The sequence below is a fragment of the Streptomyces sp. 840.1 genome, from assembly GCF_003751445.1.
Classification (GTDB): domain Bacteria; phylum Actinomycetota; class Actinomycetes; order Streptomycetales; family Streptomycetaceae; genus Streptomyces.
Window position 1 is genome coordinate 201173 of sequence record NZ_RJUU01000002.1, and the last position, 21444, is coordinate 222616.

The window sequence follows — 21444 nt, forward strand, 5'->3', positions numbered from 1 at the left end:
TCGGGGGCTCCCCGCCACGGCCGTCACGCGGAACAACGCGGCCGGGACGGTTGGGTTACGGGGCCCGTGCGGAAACGGTTCACCGGAGCGGTGACGGGCCCGCCGCCGGGCGCACGTTCGGCCCAGGGCCTGTCGCCGGACTGCCGTCGTCGCCCGGAGGGCGGCCGCGCGGTGCCGGGCGCGTGCTCTCTGCGTGCCGGCCCCAGGCCCCTGTGCTGGAGGTACTGGGGTCCGGGGCCGGTGCGGCGAGGGTGCGTGCATGGCGCCGCGCGGCAGACGGCAGTCCGACGACAGGCCCTGGTGCGGGGGCCTTCCTGTTGCCCGCCGGGGCCGGGCGCATTTGACTGTCGCTCGGCGGATGCCGGCACGGAGGTGGCAGTGATGCTCTCGGCAAAGAACCTGTTCCAGGAGATTCTCGACGACGACGAGTCGTTCCGGCTGTTCTGCTCCATCGCCGCCGGCGGGGAGTCCCAGGGCGGCTGGGAGAACGGCCGCATCGCCGCCCTGGTGCCCGCGAGCCAGCGCGCCCTGGCCCCCAAGATCGCCCGGCACGGCGCCGACGAGGACAAGCACGGCCGGATCTTCGACGCCCTCCTGAGGAAGCGCGGTCTGTCGCCCGTCGAGGTCCCCCACGAGACCGACTACACGATGCTCCTGGAGAAGTACGGCATCGGTCTCGCCCACGAGCAGCTGGAACGTGACGAACCGCTCGCCGAGCGCGACATCATCACCTACCTCGCGCACAGCCGGGTGACCGAACAGCGCGCCTCCGAGCAGATGCGGCTGCTGCGGAAGTACTTCGCTGACCACCCCGACCTGGGCCGCGCGGTCAGGATGATCTCGAACGACGAGGACAACCACCTCGCCTACTGCCACGAGGAACTGCTGCGCTTGGCCCGGTCCGGACACGGCCGCACGATCCAGAGCGTCCTGCGCGAGTGCGCACTCGGTGAGATCCGGGTCTACCGCGACGTCAGCCTCGCCGTGATGGACCACATGGGCCGCATCCTGGGCTGGCCGAGGGCCAAGGCCGCGGCCCTGGCGGCGGGCATCCACGCCGTCTACGCGTACGAGCGCCTGGTGGGCTGGCGGCGCATGGTCAGCCTCGCGCCGCCCGAGCGGCGCGACGCGTTGGGCGGCCCGGCCGTACCCGCGCCCGAGTACGGCTGAGCCGGCGGGCCCGGGTCAGAGCCAGCCGCGCCGCTTGAACTGGCGGTACAGGCCGAGGACCACGCCCGCCATCAGCAGGATCACCGCCGGATAGGCCCAGACCCAGCGCAGCTCCGGCATGTGCTCGAAGTTCATCCCGTAGATCCCCGCGACCATGGTCGGGACCGCCGCCATCGCCGCCCAGGCCGAGATCTTGCGCATGTCGTCGTTCTGCCGCACGCCCATCTGCGCGAGATGCGCGGACAGGATGTCCGAGAGCAGCCGGTCGAGGCCCTCCACCTGCTCGTTGGCGCGTGTCAGGTGGTCCTGGACGTCCCGGAAGAACGGCTGCGACTGTTCGTACACGAAGGGCACCCCCGCGCTCGCCAGCCGGGCCATCGGGGCGGTCAGCGGGACGGTCGCCCTGCGGAACTCCAGCACCTGGCGCTTGAAGGTGTAGATGCGGGCCGCGGTGTTCTTGGAGTCGCCGGTGGCGGCCGGGGCGAAGACCTCGGTCTCCAGCTCCTCCAGGTCGACCTGGAGCTCGCCCGCGACATCTATGTAGTGGTCCACGATCGCGTCACTGATCGCGTACAGCACCGCGGTGGGCCCGTGCTTGAGCACATCGGCATCCGCCTCCAGCCGGCGGCGCACGGCGGCGAGCGGCGCGCCCTCGCCGTGCCGGACCGTCACGACGAACGAGTCGCCTATGAAGACCATCAGTTCGTCCGCGCTGACCGTGTCGCTCTCGTGGTCGTACACGACCGGCTTTATCACCGCGAACAGCGAGTCGTCGTACACCTCCAGCTTGGGCCGCTGGTGCGCGGCCAGCGCGTCCTCCACCGCCAGCGGATGCAGCCCGAACTCGCTGCTGACCAGCTCGAACTCCTTCTCCGTCGGCTCGTGCAGACCGATCCACAAGAACGCGTCGCCGGCGGCCCGCGCCTCGTCGAGCGCGTCGGAGAAGTCGGTGGGGCCGTCGGTGCGGCGCCCGTCCCGGTAGATGGCGCAGTCCACAATCACGGCGCGCATTCTGCCCTGCTCAGGTCCCGGGCGCACCTTTGCCCGGACGGCGGCCTACGCTGGCCGGTATGCCCACCCTGATCCTCGTACGACACGGACGCTCCACCGCCAACACGGCCGGGGTGCTCGCGGGCCGGACCCCCGGCGTCGCACTCGACGAGCGCGGCGCCGAGCAGGCCGCGGCGCTCCCCGGACGGCTGGCCGCCCTGCCCCTCGCCGCGGCCGTCAGCAGCCCCCTGCAGCGCTGCCGCGAGACGCTGCAGCCGCTGCTCGACGCCCGGCCGGACCTGCCGCTGCACACCGAGGAGCGGATCAGCGAGTGCGACTACGGCGACTGGGCGGGCCGCAAGCTCGCCGAGCTCTCCGACGAGCCGCTGATGACGGTCGTGCAGCAGCACCCGTCGGCTGCCGCGTTCCCCGGCGGCGAGTCCATGAGGGCGATGCAGGCACGCGCCGTGGACGCCGTCCGGGAGTGGAACGCGCGGATCGAGGCGGAGCACGGTGAGAACGCCGTCTACGTGATGTGCTCGCACGGCGACATCATCAAGTCCCTTGTGGCCGACGCGCTCGGCATGCACCTGGACCTCTTCCAGCGCGTCCACGCCGACCCGTGCTCGGTCACCGCGATCCGTTACACCAGGCTGCGGCCCTTCCTGCTGAGGCTGGGCGACACCGGCGACCTCGCCCCCCTGGCACCGCGCGAACCCGCCCCCGACGAGGCGAAGGCGGCCGGCGACGGGGCCGACGCCGCGGTCGGGGGCGGCGCTGGGGCACCGTGATCGCTCCGCGCAGTAGGGTGGACGCGCCGTAGGCGCCTTTCCGGGAGGACTCTCTCCCGGGCCCCGGCCGACCCCCCATCCGCGTCAAATCACAAGGGAGACAGGACGTGTCCCGTCAGGTGTTCCTCTACGACCCCCCGGACCGTTTCGTGGCCGGTACGGTCGGGCTGCCTGGACGTCGTACGTTCTTCCTGCAGGCATCCTCAGGCGGACGTGTCACCAGCGTGGCCCTGGAGAAGACCCAAGTCGCCGCCCTCGCAGAGCGGGTGGACGAACTGCTCGACGAAGTGGTCCGGCGCACCGGGGGCAATTCCCCGGTCCCCGCGGTCGCCCCGATGGACGTCACCGACACCGCCCCGCTCGACGTCCCCGTCGAGGAGGAGTTCCGGGTCGGCACGATGGCACTCGCCTGGGACGGCGAGGAACAGCGCATGATCGTCGAGGCGCAGGCCCTGGTCGAGCTGGACGCGGAATCCGTCGAGGATCTCGCCGAGGCCGAGGAGCGGCTGCTCCAGGACGAGGAGAACGGCCCGCCGATGCTCCGGGTCCGGCTCAGCGGGGCGCAGGCCCGTGCCTTCGCCAAACGCGCCCTGGACGTCGTGAACGCCGGCCGCCCGCCGTGCCCGCTGTGCAGCCTCCCGCTCGATCCGGAAGGACACGTATGCCCGCGCCAGAACGGATACCGCCGCGGGGCCTGACCGACGCAGGGCGGCTGACCCTGCTCGGCAAGGGCGAGCTCACCGTCCTCGGACAGGTCCGGGGAGCCTCCAACGCGGTGCTGTACTGCTCGGTCGCGTACGAGGGCGAGGAGGCCAACTGCGTCTACAAGCCCGTCGCCGGTGAGCAGCCCCTGTGGGACTTCCCCGACGGCACCCTCGCCCAGCGCGAGGTGGCCGCCTACGAGGTCTCCGAGGCCACCGGCTGGGGCCTGGTGCCGCCGACCGTGCTGCGGGACGGTCCGTACGGCCAGGGCATGTGCCAGCTGTGGATCGAGGCGGCGCCGCAGCAGGAGGACGATCCGGGACTGCTCGCGCTCGTCGAGGACGAGGAGCCGGGCGAGGGCTGGAAGGCCGTGGCCCTGGCCGAGGTGGGGGAGGGGAAGACCGCCCTGCTGGTGCACGCGGACGACCCTCGGCTGCGGCGGCTCGCGGTCCTGGATGCGGTGATCAACAACGGCGACCGCAAGGGCGGACACCTGCTGCCCGCGCCCGACGGACGGCTGTACGGCATCGACCACGGCGTCACCTTCAACGCCGAGGACAAGCTGCGCACCCTGCTGTGGGGCTGGGCGGGCGAGCCGCTGCCCGCCGAGGCGGTGGAGGTGCTGGACCGGCTGTCCGGCGAGCTGGAGCCCGGGGCGGCACTGGTCACCCGGCTGGGGGAACTGATCACCGCGGCCGAGATCGAGGCGCTGCGGGCCCGGGTGGCGGGGCTGCGGTCCACCGGTCTCCACCGGGAGCCGAGTGGTGGCTGGCCGGCCATTCCGTGGCCGCCCGTGTAGGCGTGGCCCGGCGGGCGGCGCCCGGTGCGACCGCCCGGCACCGGCCCGTCCCGGACCGTTCGGGGCGGGCGGCCGGGTGGACCGAAGCACTCTTAGGAGCCGGGCGCAAGAGTGCCTCTTCGGACAGGAACCCCCCTCCGGTTCGTATCCGGAAGCCGCGTCCGGTTACGCTCGTCGCATGCATGCCTGGCCCGCTTCTGAGGTCCCCGCCCTTCCTGGCAAGGGCCGCGACCTTCGGATCCACGACACCGCGACCGGCGGACGGATCACCCTTGACCCCGGTTCCGTCGCCCGCATCTATGTCTGCGGCATCACGCCGTACGACGCGACCCATATGGGTCATGCGGCGACCTACAACGCGTTCGACCTCGTCCAGCGCGTGTGGCTCGACACCAAGCGGCAGGTTCACTATGTCCAGAACGTGACCGACGTGGACGATCCGCTGCTGGAGCGGGCCGTGCGCGACGGCAAGGACTGGACCGAGCTCGCCGAGAGCGAGACGGCCCTGTTCCGCGAGGACATGACTGCCCTGCGCATGCTCCCGCCGCAGCACTACATCGGAGCCGTCGAGGCGATACCCGGCATCGTGCCGCTCGTCGAACGGCTGCGGGACGCGGGCGCCGCCTACGACCTCGACGGCGATGTGTACTTCTCCGTCGACACCGACCCTCACTTCGGCCAGGTCTCCAACCTGGACGCCGAGGCGATGCGGCTGCTCTCCGCCGAGCGCGGCGGGGACCCGGAGCGTCCCGGCAAGAAGAACCCCCTCGACCCGATGCTCTGGATGGCCGCCCGCGAGGGCGAGCCGAGCTGGGACGGCGCCTCGCTCGGCGCCGGCCGGCCCGGCTGGCACATCGAGTGCGTCGCCATCGCCCTGGACCACCTCGGCATGGGCTTCGACGTCCAGGGAGGCGGCTCCGACCTCGCCTTCCCGCACCACGAGATGGGCGCCTCGCACGCCCAGGTGCTGACCGGCGAGCACCCGTTCGCCCAGGCCTACGTGCACGCCGGAATGGTCGGCCTGGACGGCGAGAAGATGTCCAAGTCCAAGGGCAACCTGGTCTTCGTCTCGGCCCTGCGCCGCGAGGGCGTGGACCCGGCCGCGATCCGTCTCGCCCTGCTCTCGCACCACTACCGCTCCGACTGGGAGTGGACCGACCAGGTGCTCGCCGACGCGGTGGACCGGCTCGCCCGCTGGCGCGCCGCCGTCTCGCGGCCCGACGGCCTCGCCGCCGACGCCCTGGTCGAGGAGGTCCGCGAGGCGCTCGCCGACGACCTGGACACCCCGACGGCGCTGGCCGCCGTGGACCGCTGGGCCGAGCGGCAGAGCGCCGGGGGCGGCCCGGACGAGGGCGCGCCGGGACTCGTCTCGCGCACCGTCGACGCGCTGCTCGGTGTCGCGCTGTAACCACCCGCCGTATTACGTCCGTTCACCGGCCCCGAACTTCTTGATGAAGTTCGGGGCCGGTTCCGTTTTGTCCATGGTCAAATGCTTGGTGCTGCGCTAAAAGCGCTCTATGCAATCATCAACGCGCATCAGAACGGCAGTAGTTGCAGCGCTGCTGGGACTGTTCGCCGTCGTCTCGGGACCGGGTGGTGCCCGTGCGGATTCGGCCGCCCCGGCCGGGACCACGGTCGGCGATCTCACCGGCTTCTCGGCCGACGGACCCGTCTACCACCTGCGCGCGGGCACCGCCGAGGCCCGCGTCAGCTTCGTCTCGGAGGAGACCTTCCGGATCGAACTCGCCCCGGACGGCACGTTCTCCGACCCGGCCGGCGACGCCATCGTGCTGCCCCAGGGATCACCGCCGCGCACCCGCTGGAAGGAGCGGAGCGACCGCTACGACCTGTCCACCGGCGATGTCACGCTCCGTGCCTACAAATCGCCGCTGCGGTTCGCCCTGTACCGGGCCGACGGCACCCAGGTGTGGTCCGAGGCGAAGGGGCTGAGCTGGGACGGCGAGAAGACCACCCAGACCTTCGCACGCGGCGGCGACGAGCAGTTCTACGGCGCCGGAATGCAGAACGGCCGGGGCAACACCTCGCACCGGGGCAAGACGGTCGAGGTCGGCGTCGACTACAACTGGGACGACGGCGGCCACCCCAACTCGGTGCCGTTCTACCTCTCGTCGGCCGGCTACGGCGTGTTCCGCAACACCTTCGCGCCCAACACCTACGCCTTCACCGACCCGGTGACCACCAGCGCGAAGGAACAGCGCTTCGACGCCTACTACTTCGCGGGTGACGCCAAGGACGTCATAGGCCAGTACACGAAGCTCACCGGCAAGCCGTTCCTGCCGCCGGTGTACGGCATGGAGATCGGCGACTCCGACTGCTACCTGCACAACGCCAACCGGGGCGAGCGCCGCACCCTGGACTCGCTGAAGATCGCCGACGGATACGTCGAGAACGACATGCCCAACGGCTGGATGCTCGTCAACGACGGCTACGGCTGTGGATACGAGGACCTCGCGGAGACCGCCAAGGGCCTCCAGGACCGGGACATGGAGATGGGCCTGTGGACCGAGGACGGCATCGACAAGCTCGGTGACCAGGTCAAGGCCGGCCAGCGCGTCGCCAAGCTGGACGTGGCCTGGGTCGGGGACGGCTACAAGTTCGCCCTGGACGGCTGCAAGGACGCCTACAAGGGCATCGAGGACAACAGCGACGCCCGGGGCTTCACCTACGCCCCGGAGAGCTGGTCGGGCGCCCAGCGCTGCGGTGTCCAGTGGTCCGGCGACCAGTACGGCACCTGGGACTACATCCGCTGGCAGATCCCGACCTACGCGGGCGCCACGATGTCCGGCCTCGCCTACACCACGGGCGACGTGGACGGCATCTTCGGCGGCAGCGCCAAGACGTACACCCGCGACCTCCAGTGGAAGATGTTCCTGGGCACCACGATGACCATGGACGGCTGGGCGGCCAGCGACAAGCAGCCCTACCGGTACGGCGAGCCGTACACCTCGGTCAACCGCGACTACCTGAAGCTCAAGGAGTCGCTGCTGCCCTACCAGTACTCCTACGCGCACGAGGCGACGAAGACCGGCGTCGGCATGGTGCGCCCGCTGGTGCTGGAGTACCCGGACGACCCGAAGGCCGCCACGGACGCGGCGAAGTACGAGTTCATGTCCGGCGAGGACTTCCTCGTCGCCCCGGTCTACCAGGACAGCACCGAGCGCGACGGCATCTACCTGCCGAAGGGCACCTGGACCGACTACTGGACCGGGCGGACCTACCGGGGCCCGGTCACCGTCGACGACTACAGCGCCCCGCTCGACACCCTGCCGCTGTTCGTCAGGGGCGGCGCCGCCGTGCCGATGTGGCCGGGTATCCGCTCGTACAAGGACCGCACCGCGGGCTCCCCGCTCGCCTGGGACATCTACCCGCAGGGCACGTCCTCGTTCACCCTGTACGAGGACGACGGCGTGACCCGTGAGCACCGCGACGGCGCGTACGCGACGCAGACCGCCGAGGTCCGCGCCCCGGCGAAGGGCACGGGCGACATCACCGTGAACATCGGTGAGAGCAAGGGCAGGTTCACCGGGAAGCAGAGCAGCCGCCCGTACGAGTTCACCGTGCACACCGGCTCGGAGCCGAGCGCGGTGAAGCTCACCGGCAAGCTGCCCCGGCTCGGCTCGGCCGCCGCGTACGCGAAGGTGAAGCAGGGCTGGTGGTACGACCGCGACGACCGGGGCGGCGTGGTCAGGATCAAGACCGCCCCGCTGTCCACGGGCAAGAAGTTCTCGGTGCGGCTGGAGAACGCCAGCGCGGTCGGCGGACGGAACGCGGCCGCCACGGCCACCGTCTCGGCGCCGCAGGGCCAGGAGGCGGGCGCGGGCGCGCCGGCCACCGTCGCCGTCGACGTCACCGCAGGCAAGGCCGATGTCACGGACGCCATGGTCTCCCTGGACGTCCCCGAGGGCTGGCGGGCCGCCCCGGCCGGGACCGTGCGCCGGATTCCGGCGGGCGCCACCCGGCGCGTCGAGGTGTCGGTGACCCCGGCGAAGGACGCGGCGCTGGGCGAGGTCCGGCTCACCGCACATGTCCGCTACCGCTCGGCGGGCGAATCCCGTACGGCGGTCCAGCGGATCGCCACCGCGGTGATGCCGCCGCCGCCCGCCGGCGAGGCCTGGGCGAGCGATCTGAAGTGGCTGAGCTCGGTCAACGGGTACGGCCCGGCGGAACGCGACCGCAGCAACGGCGAATCGGGCGCGGCCGACGGCGGTCCGCTCACGCTGGCCGGGAAGACGTACGAGAAGGGGATCGGCACCCACGCCGACTCCGACATCGAGTTCTACACCGGCGGACAGTGCTCGAAGTTCACCGCGGACGCCGGGATCGACGACGAGATCAACGGATACGGCGAGGTGGCGTTCTCCGTCGAGGCCGACGGCAAGGTGCTCTGGACCTCGCCGAAGGTGACCGGGGCGTCGGCGGCCGTGCCGGTCGATGTCTCCCTGGACGGGGCGCGTCATGTGCGCCTGAAGGTCACGGACACCAACGCGTCCAAGACCGGCGACCACGGCGACTGGGGTGCCGCGCGCTTCACCTGCGCCTGAGCCCCGCGGCGGTGCACGCGGGGAAAGAGGGGAGCCGGGCGGGTGTCGTCCACCCGCCCGGCTCCCGGCTGTCCGGATCAGTCCTCCGACGAATCCTCCGACGAATCCTCCGACGAATCCTCCGGCGAGTCGTCCCCCGGAGCGTCCTTCGGGGTGTCCTTCGGCGTCTCGTCCGGGGCCGGGCCCGGCCCCGTGCCGCGCGCGGGACCGTTTCCGGCCCCGCTCACCGGACCCGGGCCGCTGTCGGGCCGGGCCGGCTTCGGCGGCCTGGTCCGTCCGCTCGACGTATCGCGCAGGTACGAGCTGTCGCCGCTCTCCGTCGCGTGTCCGCCCGGCCCGGAACCCGGACCTGGGTCCCGGCGCCGCAGATAGCGCTCGAACTCCCGGGCGATGGCCTCCCCGCTCGCCTCGGGAAGCTCCGCGGTGTCGCGGGCCTCCTCCAGCGTCTGCACGTACTCCGCGACCTCGCTGTCCTCGGCGGCCAGTTGGTCCACCCCGAGCTGCCAGGCGCGCGCGTCCTCGGCCAGTTCGCCCAGCGGGATGCGCAGCCCGATCAGGTCCTCCAGGCGGTTCAGCAGCGCCAGGGTGGCCTTCGGGTTGGGCGGCTGCGACACGTAGTGCGGCACCGCCGCCCACAGGCTCACCGCCGGCACACCCGCGTGGGTGCACGCCTCCTGGAGGATGCCGACGATGCCGGTCGGCCCCTCGTACCTGGTCTCCTCCAGGTCCATGGTCCGCGCCAGGTCCGGATCGGACGTCACGCCGCTGACCGGTACCGGACGGGTGTGCGGGGTGTCGCCGAGCAGCGCACCGAGCACCACCACCATCTCGACGCCCAGTTCATGGGCGAAGCCCAGGATCTCGTTGCAGAACGAGCGCCAGCGCATCGACGGCTCGATGCCCCGGACCAGGACGAGGTCGCGGGGCTTGTCGCCGCCGACGCGCACCACCGAGAGCCGGGTCGTCGGCCAGGTGATCTTGCGCGCCCCGCCGTCCAGAAACACCGTCGGGCGGTTGACCTGGAAGTCGTAGTAGTCCTCGGCGTCCAGCGCCGCGAACACCTCGCCCTTCCACTCCCGGTCCAGGTGCGCGACCGCGGTGGAAGCGGCGTCACCTGCGTCGTTCCACCCCTCGAACGCGGCCACCATGACCGGGTCGATCAGCTCGGGAACCCCCTCGAGCTCGATCACCCAGGCCTCCTTCCGAAGTTCCCTTGCGTACGGAACAACCTTACGGCGTCCGGCCACTCCCGCCGCAGCCCCCGCGCACGGCCGGGTGAACCCGGGCCACGAAGGTGCATCACCGGCCTAACCAGGGCATCAGGCCCGTCATACATCCGAGCTGTGCGGGGGCAATTTCGGTTCAACCCTGGACGTTGGGGCCTTCGGGGCGCTATACATCGGATGATCAGAGCAGAGGTCCGATGTTATTTCCCCTGGGGGCGCGCATGAGTCAGACCGTCACGGACTTCGAGGTTCACGACATCCGTTTTCCGACCTCGGAACAACTGGACGGCTCGGACGCCATGAACCCCGATCCCGACTACTCGGCCGCCTATGTAGTACTGCGTACCGACGCCGCGGACAATGACGGTGGCGGTATCGAGGGACATGGCTTCTGTTTCACCATCGGGCGCGGCAACGAGGTGATGGCAGCCGCCATCCAGGCGCTGCGGCCCTACATCGTGGGCCGTCCCGTGCCCCGCACCGCGGGCGACCTCGGCGCGCTGTACCGGGACCTCACCCACGACTCCCAACTGCGCTGGCTGGGGCCCGAGAAGGGCGTGATGCACATGGCGGCCGGCGCGGTCGTGAACGCGGCCTGGGACCTGGCCGCGAAGCGGGCCGGCAGACCCGTCTGGCAGTTCCTGGCCGAGATGACGCCCGAGGAACTCGTATCCCTCGTCGACTTCCGCTATCTCAGCGACGCCCTCACCCCCGAGGAGGCGCTCACCATCCTGCGCGCCGCCGAACCGGGCCGGGCCGAGCGGGCCGAGCGGCTGCGCGCCGAGGGATATCCCGCCTACACCACCTCGCCCGGCTGGCTCGGCTACTCCGACGACAAGCTGGTCGGACTGGCGAAGCAGGCCGTCGCGGACGGCTTCACCCAGATCAAGCTGAAGGTCGGCGGAGACCTCGGCGACGACGTGCGCAGGCTCGGGCTCGCCCGGGAGGCCGTGGGCGCCGACGTGCGGATCGCGGTCGACGCCAACCAGCGCTGGGACGTCGCCGACGCGGTGGAGTGGATGACCGCGCTCGCACCGTACGACCCGCACTGGATCGAGGAGCCGACCAGCCCCGACGACATCCTCGGCCACGCCGCCGTGCGCGCCGGCCAGCCCGTCAAGGTCGCCACCGGCGAACACGTCGCCAACCGGGTCGTGTTCAAGCAGCTGCTCCAGGCCGGCGCGGTCGACTTCGTCCAGATCGACGCCGCACGGGTCGCCGGTGTCAACGAGAACCTGGCGATCCTGCTGCTCGCAGCCAAGTTCGGCGTGCCGGTCTGCCCGCACGCCGGGGGCGTCGGCCTGTGCGAGCTGGTGCAGCACCTCTCGATGTTCGACTACGTGGCGGTCTCCGGCACCTGGGAGGACCGGGTGATCGAATACGTCGACCATCTGCACGAACACTTCGCCGACCCCACGGTGATCGAATCGGGCCGCTACCGGGCCCCGGCGTCCCCGGGCTTCTCCGCCCGGATGCTCCCCGAGTCGATCGCCGCACACCGCTATCCGGAGGGCCCCGTATGGCAGGCCCGCCGCACCACCGAGGAGGACAGCCGATGACCGGCACACGCGACTTCGAGGGGATGAACGCTCTGGTGACGGGCGGCGCCTCCGGCATCGGGGCCGCCGTCGCGACCACGCTCCTGGAGCGCGGGGCCCGGGTGGCCGTCCTGGACCGGGAGACCGCAGGCGCCCCCGGGGGCACCCTCGCGCTCAAGGCGGACGTCACCGACGACGCGGCCGTGCGCGACGCGGTCGACCGCGCGGCGGCCGAACTGGGCTCCCTGCACACGCTCGTGTCGAACGCGGGCATCGGGTCCATCGGCTCGGTCGAGGACAACGACGACGACGAGTGGACCCGGGTCCTGGACATCAACGTCCTCGGCATGGTCCGCACCGCCCGGCACGCCCTGCCGCACCTGAGGCGCGCCGCCGCCGAGCGCCCCGGCGCCGTCTCGATCACCCAGACCTGTTCGATCGCCGCCACCGCCGGGCTGCCGCAGCGCGCCCTGTACAGCGCGAGCAAGGGCGCCGTCCTCTCGCTCACCCTCGCGATGGCCGCCGACCACGTCCGCGAGGGCGTCCGGGTCAACTGCGTCAACCCCGGCACCGCGGACACCCCGTGGATCGGCCGGCTCCTGGGCCGGGCCGGTGACCCGGAAGCGGAACGCGCCGCGCTCAACGCCCGCCAGCCGCTGGGCCGGCTGGTCTCCGCCGACGAGGTGGCCGCCGCGATCGTGTACCTCGCCAGTCCCGCCGCGGCCTCCGTGACGGGCACCGCACTGGCGGTCGACGGCGGCATGCAGGGCCTGCGCCTGCGCCCCGCCGACAGCTGACCGGGGGGTGCGGTCCGGACCCGGACAGCCCGGACCGCACTCCTCGTACCATCCGCACCACCTTCAGATCTCCGAGCCGGTACTCCACAAAGGAACGGGACCCCAATGAGAGTGCGTACGACGAGTGCGGCAGCCTGCGCCGTACTGCTGGCCGTCACTGCCCTGGCGGGCTGCAACCGCGAATCATCGGACGACGGTGCGGGTGGCGGCAAGGTCGGCATCGACCTGCCGCGCAGCGACAGCGACTTCTGGAACTCCTACCAGAACTACATCCAGAAGGGGGTCAAGGGCGGTGAGGTCAAGGCGCTGCCGCTGACCAACTCGCAGAACGACATCGGCAAGCTGGTCGCCAACGTCCAGACCTTCACCGACCAGGGCGCCAAGGCCGTGGTGATGGCCCCGCAGGACACCGGCGCGATAGCCGAGTCGCTGAACACGCTGAACGAGAAGAAGATCCCGGTCATCAGCGTCGACACCCGCCCCGACAAGGGCGACATCTACATGGTGGTGCGCGCCGACAACAAGGCGTACGGGACGAACGCCTGCAAGTACCTCGGTGAGCAGCTCAAGGGCAAGGGCAAGGTCGTCGAGTTCCAGGGCGACCTGTCCTCGATCAACGGCCGCGACCGCTCCGAGGCCTTCAAGGCCTGCATGGACAAGGACTTCCCCGGCATCAAGGTGTTCGAGCTCGCCACCGACTGGAAGGGCGACGTCGCCTCCGCGAAGCTCCAGTCCACGCTGGCCGCGCACCCCGACATCAACGGCATCTACATGCAGGCCGGCGGGGTCTTCCTGCAGCCCACGCTCGCCCTCCTGGAGCAGAAGAAGCTGCTGAAGCCGGCCGGTTCGCCGGGCCACATCACCATCATCTCCAACGACGGCATCCCGGAGGAGTTCGACGCCATCAAGGCCGGGAAGATCGACGCGACGATCTCCCAGCCCGCCGACCTGTACGCGAAGTACGCGCTGTACTACGCCAAGGCGGCGCTGGACGGGAAGACCTTCAAGGAGGGCCCGACCGACCACGACTCCACCATCATCAAGATCCCGAACGGCTTCGAGGACCAGCTCCCCGCGCCGCTGGTGACCAAGGACAACGTCGACGACCCGAAGCTGTGGGCCAACCAGCTGGAGAAGAAGAGCTAGCCATGGACCAGGCACCACCACCTGCCGTACAGGCGGAAGGCGTCGTCAAACGCTTCGGACCCACCGTCGCGCTCGACGGGGTGAAGCTCACGGTGCAGCCGGGTGAGTCGCACGCCCTCGTCGGCCGCAACGGCGCGGGCAAATCGACCCTGGTCAGCGTGTTGACCGGACTCCACAAGGCGGACGCGGGCACGGTCACCTTCGGCGGCGAGCCCGCGCCCGCCTTCGGGGACACCACGGCCTGGCAGTCGAAGGTCGCCTGCGTCTACCAGAAGTCCATGGTCGTCCCCGACCTGACCGTCGCGGAGAACCTCTTCCTCAACCGGTTCGACGACAACGCCCGCTGGATCAGCTGGGGGCGGCTGCGCAAGCGCGCGGAGCAGCTCCTGGCCGACTACGGCGTGCAGGTCGACCCGAACACCCGGGCACGCGATCTCGCCGTCGAGCAGCGGCAGTTCGTCGAGATCGCCCGCGCGCTGTCCTTCGGCGCGCGGCTGATCATCCTCGACGAGCCGACGGCCCAGCTCGACGCCCGGGGCATCGGACGGCTCTTCGACAAGCTCCGGGAACTGCAGAGCCAGGGAGTGGCGTTCCTCTTCATCTCCCACCACCTCCAGGAGGTGTACGAGCTCTGCACGGCGGTCACCGTGTACCGCGACGCCCGCCACGTCCTGACCGCCCCGGTGGCGGACGTGGCCAAGACGGACCTGGTGTCGGCGATGACCGGCGAGAAGTCCGGCGGCGCGGTCGCCTGGCACGCCGCCGGCGCCGCCGGCGCCACCGCGCCCCCCGAGGCCTCGGCGGAGCCCGTCCTGAGCACCGAGGGGCTCACCCTGGAGGACCGGTTCGAACCGCTGGACCTCCAGGTGCGCCCCGGCGAGGTGCTCGGCCTGGCCGGATCCGCGGCCAGCGGCAACACCGCGCTCGGCGAGGTGCTGGCGGGCATGCGCAAGGCCGGCGGCGGCACGGTCCGGGTACACGGCGAGACCGTGCGCTCGGGGAGCGTGCCGCACGCGCTGGCCGCCGGGATCGGCTACATACCCGAGGACCGGCACGACCAGGGCCTCGTGCTGCAGCGCAGCGTCGCGGAGAACGCCACCCTCACGGTGACCGACCAGCTCGGACCGTGGGGGACCGTACTGCCCTCCCGTACGCGGGAGTTCGCCCGGGGCATGATCGAATCACTGGACATCAAGACCCAGGGCCCCGAGCAGCCCGTCGCCGGGCTCTCCGGCGGCAACCAGCAGAAGGTGGTGGTCGCCCGCGCGCTGGCCCGCAAGCCCAGCGTGCTGGTGGCCGTTCGGCCCACCGCGGGCGTGGACGTCAAGTCCAAGGACTCGCTCCTCGGAGTCGTCCGGCGGGTGGCCGACGAGGGTAACGCCGCGGTCGTCGTCTCCGACGAGCTGGACGATCTGCGGGTCTGCGACCGGGTGCTCGCCCTGTTCCACGGGCGAGTGGTCGCCACGTTCGAAAGCGGGTGGACCGACGGGGAACTCGTCGCCGCCATGGAAGGTGTGGGGGAAAGGGAATGACCGGCACGCTACGGCCGTCCACGGCCGACGACATCAACACGGTCCCGAAGGGCGGGCCCGGGGACGACAGCCCGCTGAGCCGGCTCAAGCTGATCCGGTGGAGCGACTTCTCGCTGGTGCCGGTGATCCTGGTGCTGATGGTGATCGGCTTCATCGTGTCGCCGGTCTTCCTCACCTCGGACAACCTGATCAGCGTCGTCCAGCAGTCGTCCGAGCTCAGCCTGCTGGTCCTGGGCCAGGCGCTGATCCTGATCTGCGGACGGATGGACCTGTCCCTGGAGTCGACGATCGGCATCGCGCCCGTCGTCGCCATGTGGCTGGTGCTGCCCGGCGACGACGGCCGCTTCGCGGGCCTGGGAATACTCCCCACCTGGATGGCGATACCGCTCTGCCTGCTGGTGGGCCTCGTCATCGGCGCGATCAACGGCTTCCTGATGCTGAAGCTGCGGGTCAACGGCTTCATCGCCACGCTCGGCATGCTGACCATGCTGCGCGGACTCCACATCGGCATCACCGAGGGCAAGTCCATCACCGACGTCCCGGAGTCCTTCCGCTACCTCGGCAAGACCTCGTGGTTCGGCGCACCGGCCGCCGTCTGGATCTGCCTGGTGCTCTTCGCGATCGGCGGCGCGGCGCTGGCCTGGCTGCGCCACGGACGCTCGCTGTACGCGATCGGCGGCAACCCGGAGGCGGCGCGCGCCGCCGGTATCCGGGTCGACCGGGTCACCTGGATCGTCCTCGCCATCGGCGGCCTGCTGGCCGCCTTCGCGGGCATCCTCTACACCGGCCACTACGGCGCGGTCGCCGCGACGCAGGGCAACGGCTGGATCTTCCAGGTGTTCGCCGCGGCGGTGATCGGCGGCATCAGCCTCAAGGGCGGCCGAGGAACCCTGTTCGGCGCGCTGACCGGCGTTCTGACGCTCCAGCTGGTGGTCAACGTGATGACCCTCGGCGGCGTCCCGGCGCTCTGGAACCAGTTCCTCAACGGCGCGATCATCATCGTCGCGCTGGTCATCTCCCGCTTCGCGAGCGGCGAGAAGCAGGACTGACGAGCGGTGCACGGACGCCGGACGGGCACGATCAGCCCGTCCGGCGTCCGAGGGCCGGGGCACGGGGCGGAGCCCCGAACCCCGGCCTCCGTTCACAGAGTGGAGCGCAGCCACTGCTCCACGCTCGCCACATGCACCGTCGCCCAGGCCCGAGCGGCCTCCGCGTCGCGGTCCCGCAGTGCGGACACGATCGCCCGGTGCTCGTGGAGCGTGCGGCTCACCGCGTCCTCCTGGGTCAGACCGCGCCAGACCCGGGCCCGCGTCGTCGGCCCCGAGAGCCCGTCCAGCAGCGAGCAGAGCACCGAGTTTCCGGACGACTGCACGATGCCGCGGTGGAAGTCCAGATCGCAGGCCACCAGCTCCTCGACCGATGGGCGGCTGCCCAGGGCATCCAGCTGCGAGCTCAGCAGATCCAGCTGCTCCTCGCTGATCCGGCTCGCCGCCATCGCGGTCGCGGCCGGTTCCAGGATCCGGCGGACCGCCAGGAACTCCAGCACCGTGTCGTCGCGGTGGAAGTCCACCACGAAGCTCAGTGCCTCCAGCAGCAGTTGCGGATCCAGACTGGTGACGTACGTGCCGTCGCCCTGCCGTACGTCGAGAATGCGGATCAGCGACAGGGCGCGCACCGCCTCCCGCAGCGAGTTGCGGGACAGGCCGAGCTCCGCGGCGAGTTCGCTCTCCTTGGGGAGACGATCGCCGGGCCGTAGCGCACCCGAGACGATCATTCCCTTGATCTTCTCGATGGCCTCGTCAGTGACAGCCATGGGCGACCTCCAGACATCCGATGTATCGCCCCCATTATGCGTCCCCGGAGGCGGCCGATACGCCCTTCGGGGCAACCGGTACGACGCCACCCGCGAGACGCGGTGCGTTTCGGGCGGTTCTGGGCGGCAGAGTCCGAAAACCGCTCACCGCCCGCACGCACGGGAGGGGGCGGCGTCCACGGATGGACACCGCCCCCTCCTCGCGGCTCAGCTCCTGCGGCCGCCGAGCACGGACTCCACGCCGGCCCGGATCTCGTCCGTGGCCAGACCCCGGATCGTCAGCGTCGTGCGGCGCCGCAGCACGTCGTCCGCCGTCTCGGCCCACTCGTGGTCGCGCGCGTAGGCGACCTGTGCCCAGATCTCCGGCGCGTCCGGGTGGATGCGCGCGGCGAGCGCCGGGTCCTCGTTGGCCAGCCGGGCGATGTCGAAGGACAGCGAACCGTAGTGCGTGGCCAGATGCCGTGCCGTGTCGGCGGACATCCGCGGCCCCGGCGCACCGCCGTCGACGAGCAGCCGGTGCGCCACCGCGTTCGGGTTGGCGATACCGGGCAGCGGCAGCTTCTTCGGCAGCCGGGCCATCGGCTCCATGTCCTCGGCCAGCGGGTGCCCGGGGAGCGCGGCCAGCTTGTTCATCACCGTCCGGCCGATGTGGCGGAACGTCGTCCACTTGCCGCCCGCGACCGAGAGCATCCCGCCCCGGCCCTCCGTCACGACCGTCTCGCGCTTGGCCTTGGCGGTGCCCCCTGGGCCGCCCGGCAGCACCCGCAGACCCGCGAAGGAGTACGTGATCAGATCGCGCGACAGCTGCTGGTCCCGGACCGAGAACGCCGCCTCGTCCAGGATCTGCGCGGTGTCCTTCTCGGTGACCGAGACATCCGCCGGATCGCCCTCGTACTCCTCGTCCGTCGTACCGAGCAGCAGCATGTCCTCCCACGGCAGGGCGAACGTGATGCGGTACTTGTCGATCGGGGTGGCGAGGGCGGCCTTCCACGGCCGGGTGCGCTTCAGGACCAGGTGCGCGCCCTTGGACAGGCGTATGGAAGGCGCCGCGTCCGGGTTCTCCATCTTGCGCAGGTGGTCGACCCACGGCCCGGTGGCGTTCAGCACCAGACGGGCGTTGATCCCGAACTCCGTACCGTCCACGGCGTCCCGCAGATCCGCACCGGTCACCCGGCCCCGGGTGAAGCGGAGCCCGGTCACCGCGGCGTGGTTGAGCACGGCGGCGCCCGCCTCGACGGCCGCGCGGACCGTCATCAGCGCCATCCGCGCGTCGTTCATCTGGTCGTCGCCGTAGACCGCGACGGCCTTCAGGTTGTCGGTCCGCAGCTCCGGCACGTCGCGCTGCGCCTTCGCCGGGCTGATCACATGGCCGACGCCGTCACCGAACGCGGAGAGCGCCGAGTACGCGAACACGCCCGCGCCGAGCTTGGCCGCGCCGTGCGGCCCGCCCTTGTAGACCGGCAGGTAGAAGGTGAGCGGGTTGGCGAGGTGCGGTGCGACCTGACGGGAGACCGCACGCCGCTCGAAGTGGTTCTCCGCCACCAGCTTCACCGCACCGGTCTGGAGGTAGCGCAGACCGCCGTGGAGCAGCTTGGACGAGGCGGAGGAGGTGGCACCGGCGAAGTCGCCGGCGTCCACCAGGGCCACCCGCAGCCCGGACTGCGCGGCGTGCCAGGCGGTGGAGATGCCCAGGATGCCGCCGCCGATCACCAGGAGGTCGTACGTCGCCTTGGAAAGCTGCTCCCGGGTCTCGGCGCGGCTCGGAAGGGAGCCGGAGGCCGGATGCGTCCCGAGGGCGGGGACGCTCTGCAGGGTGGTCATGTTTCTTACTCCTCGTCCTCGAGCCAGTCCATGGTCCGCTGTACGGCCTTGAGCCAGCTCTTGTACTCGCGGTCGCGGGTCTCCGCGTCCATGCGGGGGGTCCACTCGGCGGCCCGGCGCCAGTTGGCGCGCAGCGCGTCGGTGTCCGGCCAGAAGCCGACGGCGAGGCCGGCGGCGTAGGCGGCGCCGAGGCAGGTGGTCTCGGCGACCATGGGCCGCACCACGGGTGCGTCCAGGAAGTCGGCGAGGGTCTGCATCAGCAGGTTGTTGGAGGTCATGCCGCCGTCGACCTTGAGCGCGGTCAGCTCGACGCCGGAGTCCTTGGTCATGGCGTCGCTGATCTCACGCGTCTGCCAGGCGGTTGCCTCCAGCACGGCACGGGCGATGTGCGCCTTGGTGACGTAGCGGGTGAGACCGGCGATGACGCCGCGGGCGTCGGGGCGCCAGTACGGGGCGAACAGGCCGGAGAAGGCGGGCACGAAGTACGCGCCGCCGTTGTCCTCGACCGACGAGGCCAGGGTCTCGATCTCGGCCGCGGACTGGATCAGGCCCATCTGGTCGCGCATCCACTGCACCAGCGAACCGGTGACGGCGATCGACCCCTCCAGGGCGTAGACCGGCTTCTGGTCGCCGATCTGGTAGCCGACCGTGGTCAGCAGCCCGTTGTAGGAGTTGACGGGCGTCTCACCGGTGTTCATCAGCATGAACGTGCCGGTGCCGTAGGTGGACTTCGCCTCGCCCTCGGAGTAGCAGGTCTGGCCGAACAGCGCGGCCTGCTGGTCACCGAGCGCCGAGGCGACGGGCACGCCGTCGAGCACGCCGCCCTTGGCGTGGCCGTAGACCTCGGCCGAGGACCGGATCTCGGGCAGCACCGCGGCCGGGATGCCGATGGAGGAGAGGATCTTGTCGTCCCACGCCATCTTGTGCAGGTTCATCAGGAGCGTGCGGGAGGCGTTGGTGACGTCGGTGACGTGCACGCCGCCGTCGGTGCCGCCGGTCAGGTTCCAGATGACCCAGGAGTCCATGGTGCCGAAGAGGATGTCGCCCCGCTCGGCCCGCTCGCGCAGCCCCTCGACGTTGTCGAGCAGCCAGCGGACCTTGGGCCCGGCGAAGTACGAGGCGAGCGGCAGGCCCGTCTCACGGCGGAAGCGGTCCTGGCCCACGTTGCGGCCGAGCTCCCGGCAGAGCGCGTCGGTGCGCGTGTCCTGCCAGACGAGGGCGTTGTGGACGGGCTCGCCGGTGTTCTTGTCCCACATCAGCGTGGTCTCGCGCTGATTGGTGATGCCGATGGCCTTCACGTCGGCGGCGGTGATGCCCGCCTTGACGATGGCGCCGGCCACGACCTCCTGGACGTTCTCCCAGATCTCGGTCGCGTCGTGCTCGACCCAGCCCGGCTTCGGCAGGATCTGCTCGTGCTCCTTCTGGTCGACGGAGACGATCCGGCCGTCCTTGTCGAAGACGATGCAGCGGCTGGAGGTGGTGCCCTGGTCGATGGCCGCGATGAACGGCCCGGTTCCGTGGGTGCCGGTGGTGTGTGCGTCGGTCACGGTGTGCTCCCGGAGGTCTGTGAGGTCTTGGGGTTACGGCTCTGGGCCCGGTGTCTCACGCGAAGGCGAGGTTGTAGAGCCCGCCCGCGAGCGCGCCGCCGATCAGGGGGCCGACGACCGGGATCCAGGCGTAGCCCCAGTCGGAACCGCCCTTGTTCGGCAGCGGAAGCAGCGCGTGCACGATGCGCGGCCCGAGGTCGCGGACCGGGTTGATCGCGTAGCCCGTCGGCCCGCCGAGCGACAGGCCGATGCCGACGACGACCAGGGCGGTGATCAGCGCGCCGAGTGCGCCGAGGCCGTTGCCCTTGTCGTTCAGGCCCTGGGTGAGGATCGCCAGGACCAGCACGACCGTGGCGATGACCTCGGTGACGACGTTCTGCACGACGTTGCGGATCTCCGGGCCCGTCGAGAAGACACCGAGCACCGGTCCGGCCTTGGGGGCAGCGGCCTGGTCGACCATGCCCTCGTCACCCGTATGGGCCTTCAGGACCTCGGGATCGGTGAGGTGCGCCCGGAACTGTCCGTAGTAGGCCAGCCAGACCAGCACCGCGCCGATCATCGCGCCCAGGAGCTGCGAGCCGAGGTAGAGCGGTACGTCGCTCCACTTGGTTCCGCCCTCGATCGCCAGGCCGATGGTGACGGCGGGGTTGAGGTGTGCGCCGGACACGCCGCCCGCGATGTACGCGCCGGTCAGGACCGCGAAGCCCCAGCCGAAGCTGATCGCGAGCCAGCCGGCGTTCTGCGCCTTCGAGTGCTTGAGCGTGACGGCGGCACAGACACCGGCGCCGAGCAGGATGAGTATGGCGGTACCGATGGTCTCGCCGATGAAGATGTCGGAGCTGGACACCCGCGACTCCTTTGTCCTTCGTCCAGGAAGCCGAACCCCGGGTCCCTCCGGTGGTCCGCGCCCTCATGTAAGGGCGTTACCGGCCCTAGGCACTTGTCATACCTTAACGCTTGTTTCCGTTTAGTGTTCGACAATGCCGACCGGTGCACGGCAGTGTTTCTCC

At 70.9% G+C, this 21444-nt stretch carries 17 protein-coding genes; 11 read left to right on the top strand and 6 right to left on the bottom strand.

Going from position 1 to position 21444, the window contains the following annotated elements; all coding sequences use genetic code 11:
- Positions 1-381: 381 nt before the first annotated feature.
- A complete protein-coding gene (locus tag EDD93_RS27175; RefSeq protein WP_123528138.1) occupies positions 382-1170 on the top strand; it encodes a ferritin-like domain-containing protein in 789 nt (262 codons plus the stop codon).
- Between the two features lie 15 nt (positions 1171-1185).
- On the opposite strand, the gene corA is transcribed toward EDD93_RS27175, so the two are convergent.
- On the bottom strand, positions 1186-2181 hold the full coding sequence (gene corA / locus EDD93_RS27180) for a magnesium/cobalt transporter CorA (RefSeq protein ID WP_123528139.1): 996 nt from the start codon (positions 2179-2181) through the stop codon (positions 1186-1188).
- 59 nt (positions 2182-2240) lie between these two features.
- Here corA and EDD93_RS27185 point away from each other — a divergent pair, with 59 nt between their 5' ends.
- The 5 genes from EDD93_RS27185 (at position 2241) to EDD93_RS27205 (ending at position 9014) form a co-directional block, all read left to right on the top strand.
- Entirely contained in the window at positions 2241-2951 is a 711-nt protein-coding gene (locus tag EDD93_RS27185) for a histidine phosphatase family protein (RefSeq protein ID WP_123528140.1), read from the top strand.
- A gap of 107 nt (positions 2952-3058) precedes the next feature.
- Entirely contained in the window at positions 3059-3649 is a 591-nt protein-coding gene (locus tag EDD93_RS27190; RefSeq protein WP_123528141.1) for a DUF3090 domain-containing protein, read from the top strand.
- Positions 3613-4452 carry an SCO1664 family protein gene (locus tag EDD93_RS27195; protein WP_123528142.1) on the top strand — a complete coding sequence of 280 codons (840 nt, stop codon included), beginning with the start codon at positions 3613-3615 and terminating at the stop codon, positions 4450-4452. Before EDD93_RS27190 ends, EDD93_RS27195 begins: the two co-directional genes overlap by 37 nt.
- Positions 4453-4630: 178 nt before the next feature.
- Positions 4631-5860, top strand: coding sequence for a cysteine--1-D-myo-inosityl 2-amino-2-deoxy-alpha-D-glucopyranoside ligase (mshC, locus tag EDD93_RS27200; RefSeq protein ID WP_123528143.1), 1230 nt, complete (start codon positions 4631-4633; stop codon positions 5858-5860).
- A 109-nt stretch (positions 5861-5969) separates the two neighbouring features.
- A complete protein-coding gene (locus EDD93_RS27205; protein ID WP_123528144.1) occupies positions 5970-9014 on the top strand; it encodes an NPCBM/NEW2 domain-containing protein in 3045 nt (1014 codons plus the stop codon).
- A gap of 77 nt (positions 9015-9091) precedes the next feature.
- Here EDD93_RS27205 and EDD93_RS27210 read toward each other — a convergent pair whose 3' ends face one another.
- Positions 9092-10204: a PAC2 family protein gene (locus EDD93_RS27210; RefSeq protein WP_123528145.1), complete on the bottom strand. Its 1113-nt coding sequence runs from the start codon at positions 10202-10204 to the stop codon at positions 9092-9094.
- Positions 10205-10461: 257 nt separating this feature from the next.
- Here EDD93_RS27210 and EDD93_RS27215 point away from each other — a divergent pair, with 257 nt between their 5' ends.
- The 5 genes from EDD93_RS27215 to EDD93_RS27235 all read left to right on the top strand — a co-directional run bounded on the left by EDD93_RS27215 (position 10462) and on the right by EDD93_RS27235 (position 16302).
- Positions 10462-11799, top strand: coding sequence for an L-fuconate dehydratase (locus EDD93_RS27215; protein ID WP_123528146.1), 1338 nt, complete (start codon positions 10462-10464; stop codon positions 11797-11799).
- Complete coding sequence (locus EDD93_RS27220; RefSeq protein ID WP_123528147.1) at positions 11796-12575, top strand: SDR family NAD(P)-dependent oxidoreductase; 780 nt, start codon at positions 11796-11798, stop codon at positions 12573-12575. Before EDD93_RS27215 ends, EDD93_RS27220 begins: the two co-directional genes overlap by 4 nt.
- Before the next feature lie 105 nt (positions 12576-12680).
- Entirely contained in the window at positions 12681-13721 is a 1041-nt protein-coding gene (locus EDD93_RS27225; RefSeq protein ID WP_123528148.1) for a sugar ABC transporter substrate-binding protein, read from the top strand.
- Between the two features lie 2 nt (positions 13722-13723).
- A complete protein-coding gene (locus EDD93_RS27230; protein WP_123528149.1) occupies positions 13724-15253 on the top strand; it encodes a sugar ABC transporter ATP-binding protein in 1530 nt (509 codons plus the stop codon).
- On the top strand, positions 15250-16302 hold the full coding sequence (locus tag EDD93_RS27235) for an ABC transporter permease (RefSeq protein WP_123528150.1): 1053 nt from the start codon (positions 15250-15252) through the stop codon (positions 16300-16302). Before EDD93_RS27230 ends, EDD93_RS27235 begins: the two co-directional genes overlap by 4 nt.
- A gap of 92 nt (positions 16303-16394) precedes the next feature.
- Here EDD93_RS27235 and EDD93_RS27240 read toward each other — a convergent pair whose 3' ends face one another.
- The 4 genes from EDD93_RS27240 to EDD93_RS27255 form a co-directional block, all read right to left on the bottom strand.
- Positions 16395-17066 (bottom strand): FadR/GntR family transcriptional regulator, encoded by a 672-nt coding sequence (locus tag EDD93_RS27240; RefSeq protein ID WP_123528151.1) that lies wholly within the window; start codon positions 17064-17066, stop codon positions 16395-16397.
- Positions 17067-17273: 207 nt separating this feature from the next.
- Positions 17274-18887 (bottom strand): glycerol-3-phosphate dehydrogenase/oxidase, encoded by a 1614-nt coding sequence (locus tag EDD93_RS27245; RefSeq protein ID WP_123528152.1) that lies wholly within the window; start codon positions 18885-18887, stop codon positions 17274-17276.
- A gap of 5 nt (positions 18888-18892) precedes the next feature.
- A complete protein-coding gene (gene glpK / locus EDD93_RS27250; RefSeq protein ID WP_123528153.1) occupies positions 18893-20434 on the bottom strand; it encodes a glycerol kinase GlpK in 1542 nt (513 codons plus the stop codon).
- Between the two features lie 55 nt (positions 20435-20489).
- Positions 20490-21281 carry an MIP/aquaporin family protein gene (locus tag EDD93_RS27255; protein WP_123528154.1) on the bottom strand — a complete coding sequence of 264 codons (792 nt, stop codon included), beginning with the start codon at positions 21279-21281 and terminating at the stop codon, positions 20490-20492.
- Positions 21282-21444: the final 163 nt, after the last annotated feature.